This window comes from Ruegeria sp. BHSA162 (assembly GCF_059613385.1).
Map to the genome: position 1 here is coordinate 1 of NZ_JBXWSK010000138.1, position 4,090 is coordinate 4,090.

At 58.2% G+C, this 4,090-nt stretch carries 4 protein-coding genes; 1 reads left to right on the forward strand and 3 read right to left on the reverse strand.

From position 1 onward, the window contains the following. Positions 1-199 (forward strand): hypothetical protein (locus AC2FM5_RS19330; RefSeq protein WP_496737583.1); only part of this gene is annotated, 199 nt, incomplete at its 5' end. A gap of 5 nt (positions 200-204) precedes the next feature. On the opposite strand, the gene AC2FM5_RS19335 is transcribed toward AC2FM5_RS19330, so the two are convergent. From AC2FM5_RS19335 to AC2FM5_RS19345, 3 genes are all read right to left on the reverse strand, one after another. Next, positions 205-1,512, reverse strand: coding sequence for an HlyD family type I secretion periplasmic adaptor subunit (locus AC2FM5_RS19335; RefSeq protein WP_496737585.1), 1,308 nt, complete (start codon positions 1,510-1,512; stop codon positions 205-207). Continuing rightward, positions 1,509-3,233, reverse strand: coding sequence for a type I secretion system permease/ATPase (locus AC2FM5_RS19340; RefSeq protein ID WP_496737589.1), 1,725 nt, complete (start codon positions 3,231-3,233; stop codon positions 1,509-1,511). Before AC2FM5_RS19340 ends, AC2FM5_RS19335 begins: the two co-directional genes overlap by 4 nt. 201 nt (positions 3,234-3,434) lie before the next feature. Continuing rightward, positions 3,435-4,090: MurR/RpiR family transcriptional regulator (locus tag AC2FM5_RS19345; RefSeq protein WP_496737587.1), on the reverse strand; the 656-nt coding region annotated here is incomplete at its 5' end.

Sequence of the window (4,090 nt, forward strand, 5' to 3'; positions counted from 1 at the left end):
CCTGGCCATCCTGCAGGTTGCCGTTGGGTTGCCCACCGCACACGAGCCGGAATGGGTCTATCTGGACCAGAACGCCGATCTTTCCTCAATCACGCCCACGAATGTCGACTATCAAACCGGCGCTGCGATTGTGGCCCTGGATGGGGTGTTCAGTGTGGACATGACGTCGATCCTGCTTGGGAATCTCGAAGCGGTGTAGGCTGGCTATTCGCGGAACGACCTGTTGAAATAGTCCGCCATCGGTTTGACCAGGTATGAAAGCGGCGTACGCTCGTCGGTCTTAATCAGGGCCTCAACTGGCATGCCGGGCAGGAGTACCTGTCCGTTCAGACGCTCTAACTCGCTCTCAACGGGAACAACATCGGCGCGATAATAGGTGAATCCGGTTTGTTCATCCTTGAGCGTGTCTGCCGAAACATTGATGACCCGACCTTCGATTTCCGGTGTCTCACGCTGATTGAAGGCCGGAAAGCGCAGGGCGACAGGTTGGCCGACGTGCAACTGGTCCACGTGTATTGCTCCGACGCGGGCGGCCACCACAAGTGGCGTGTTTTGGGGGACGACATACATCATAGGTTCCGCTGGCTGGACGACCGACTGCACCGCAAAGACCTGGCTGCCGAAAACGGTTCCTGAGACCGGGGCCCGGATGTCGAGACGCGCCAACCTTTCATTCAAGGATAACCTACGTTGGGCCAATTCGACGACCTCGGACTGTACCTGCCGCAACTCGGCAATGGCCTCTTCCCGACGAGCGGCGGCCAATTCGACGACCTGCAATTCCGTGGTGGCAATCTGTCCATTCAAGCGAGCAACTGCAGCTTCCAAGCGCCCAATTTCGCCGGTCAGGCTGGCTTCTTCACGTTGCAGGGCTGACACTCGGCTGGCTTGGGTCAACCCGCGTGTCAGAAGGTTCTGCTGATCCTCCAACTCGTTTCCAATCAGCTCAAGCTGCCTGCGCAGGGCCACCAGCTGCGCTTTCGTCCCGTCGATTTCGCTTTCGATCTGAACCCTTTGTTTGCCCAGTTGATCGATCTTCTTGGACAGGGTTTCCAACCGAGCGGAATACAGCCGGGTCTGTCCATCAATCAATTCAGGATCGATGGGTTCCGCGGCGGCCAGCTTTTGCATCCGGTCGGCAAGCGCGTTCGCGTCTGCCCCGTCTCTTTCTGCCTCCAGCCGAACCTTCCGCGCCAAGAGTTCGAACAACTGCGATTCCACGATGACTTTTTCCGACTTGAGAAACGTGTCATCGAACCTGAGCAGCAAATCACCCTGCTCGACCCGGTCGCCATCACGAACCAGAATATCGCCCACGACACCGCCATCCGGATGTTCCACAACTTGCCGATTGCTTTGCACCTCGACAACGGCCTGGGTCACGATTGCACCTGCCAGATGGGTCCTGACGCTCCAAACCCCAAGCCCGCCGACCAGAATGGCCAACGCGGCGAATCCAACAAGAGCGGGGAAAGTGATCCGCCATGGCGGCGGGCTTGAAACCTCGGTCATGCTTCACCCGCTTTGCGAAACTGTTTCTGGATTGCACCCGCATTTTGGACCATGGCGTTCAACACTTCGTCACGGCTGCCGAAATTGGCGATCCGACCCAATTCGACTACGGCCAGGTGGTCGCACTCTGAAATCGCCATCGGTCGGTGCGTCATGATGATCACGGCGCGCTCGGCCGCTTTGAACTCCCGGACTGCCGCATTCAGGGCATCGGTGCCCTCGGTGTCCAACGCCGAGTTCGGTTCATCCAGTACCAGCAGGACAGGATCGCCGTACAATGCCCGGGCCAGCCCTATCCTTTGCTGCTGGCCTCCGGATAGCTGACTGTTGGCTCCTTCCAAGACGGTATCATAGCCTTTTTCAAGTGAGAGGATCAGGTCATGTGCATTGGCCTTCTTCGCTGCCGCAACAACAGCCAGTTCATCAGGGTTCAGCGACATGCGAGCGATATTCTCGGCCACCGTTCCGTTGAAAAGTGTGACATGCTGCGGAAGATAGCCGATGTGGCGCCCCAACTCATCAGGGTCGTATTGATCCAGAGTTGCGCCGCCCAATCTGATCTCTCCGGCAGCAGGTGTCCAAAGGCCCAACAGCGCTTTGGCGAGCGTGGTTTTTCCCGAACCGCTTTTGCCGATCACTCCAAGGGCACGGCCGGGCTCCAACACGAACGAGGCGTTTTGGATAGTGGGGGTTTCGGATCCAGGGGGTATGATCGTCAGGTTCCGGACCGACAAACGGGCTTCCGGTGTGGGCAGGCGGGTTCTGGAGGGTTCGACAGGGACATGGGCCAAATAGTGGCTAAGCGATGACCAGGCGCTACGGGCCCGCTCGATCGCGCCCCATTGTCCAATGACCTGCTCAATCGGCGCGAGTGCGCGGCCCAAAAGGATAGAGCCTGCGATCATCGCACCGGCGGTCATTTCGTTTTGCAGTACAAGCCAGGCTCCCAAGGCGAGAATAGCCGATTGCAGAAACAGCCTGAGCGATTTGGTCAGTGAGGTGAAGCTGCCAGTCCAGTCGCTGGCGGCAATACTCTGGGACAGCGCGGCCGCTCTTTGTGTCAACCAACGCCGCGTTATGTCCTTTCGCATGCCTTGGGCGCGAATGACCTCGGCTGCCTGGCGTGCATTTTCGGACATTGAATTCGCCAACGCGGACGCAGCCTGTGCCTGAGCCACTTTGCGATGGGTCATCATCTGGTTCAGGATTGCGATCACGATCAGCACCGCTCCGCCTGTTACGGCCAACCATCCGAGCAGTGGATGAAAAAGAAAGATCGCCGCGAGGAAAACGGGTGTCCACGGGATATCCATGGCCGCTAGCAAAACGGGCGAGGAGCACAGCGTTTGAATGGCTTCCAAATCGCGCAGCGCTCTTGCCGGAGCTGCACGGATTTGCGGCACCAGTGCATCGCGCAAGGTTGCATCGAACACACGTTGGTCCAGAGTCGACTGAAACCGGGCACCAAATCGCGCGACAATGCGACCGCGCGCAAAATCCAGCATGGCCATCAGAGCGTACAGCAGCGCAACCAGCAAAAATAGTGCGGTCAACGTTTCAACGGCGCGAGACCCCAAAACGCGGTCATAGACCTGGAGCATGAACAACGGCCCCGTCAGCATCAGCAGGTTGACGAAGATGCTGAACAGGAACGCAATCCCGAGAAACGTAACCCCTCGGTTCCGTGCATCCCTGACTTCGTCGGTGCGCAATGCATCCATTGAATTGCGGCGTTCCACTGGCTCGGCCTCTTGGTTTTTCGACCACTTGCCCGGGTCGTTTCGCCGCGATGTCCGTCACTGTCGGACCCAACCCACCAGACAAAGAGTCATCAAGGGTTGGAAGCAGGTTTCAGACTCGCGTTGGCCGACACCCTACAGGTCGCGGTCCAATGGAACAATGGGATTGAAGGCAGCCAAGGCTCACGCCTCGTGGCTGCGGAAAATCCGTGTGGTCGAGAAATAGCGTTCCAACTCCTCGATACGCTCTTTGCTTTCTTCCCAGCGGGCTTCCTGAACCTCGGCGATCAGGGTTTCCGAAATGAGTTGAAGTGCGATCGTTGAATCCCAGCTTGATGGAGCTTCGACCAGAGCGTGAAAGGTATAGTTGGCCGATTTGCCGATGGGCGACCCCCATTGGTCGGTGAACAGCACGACGGTCACCCCGCGATCGGACGCAACTTGTGCCAGCTTTTCCAGATGCGCCTCGTAGCGGCGGATGTCGAAGATGACCAGAACCGAGCTTTCGTCCATGTCCAGCAGGTATTGCGGCCATACGTTGGCCGAGTTGCCCAGCATGGTCACGTTGGGCCGGATGATCTGCATGTGGTTGAACAGATAGTCGGCGTTCGAGCGGGTGATGCGGCCGCCCACGACATACAAATGGCGCTCGGTATCGGCCAGCAACTGGGCAACCGCGTCGAACATCGACTTGTCCAGCCGCTCCAGCGTGTGGCGCATATTGGTCCATACGGCTTGGGCAAAACGCGTGATCGGATGTTCGGTTTCATCATCCACGATCCAGGCGTCGCGTTTCGAGATCGGCTTTTGGATCTGTGCCGCAACTTCTTCGCGCAGCG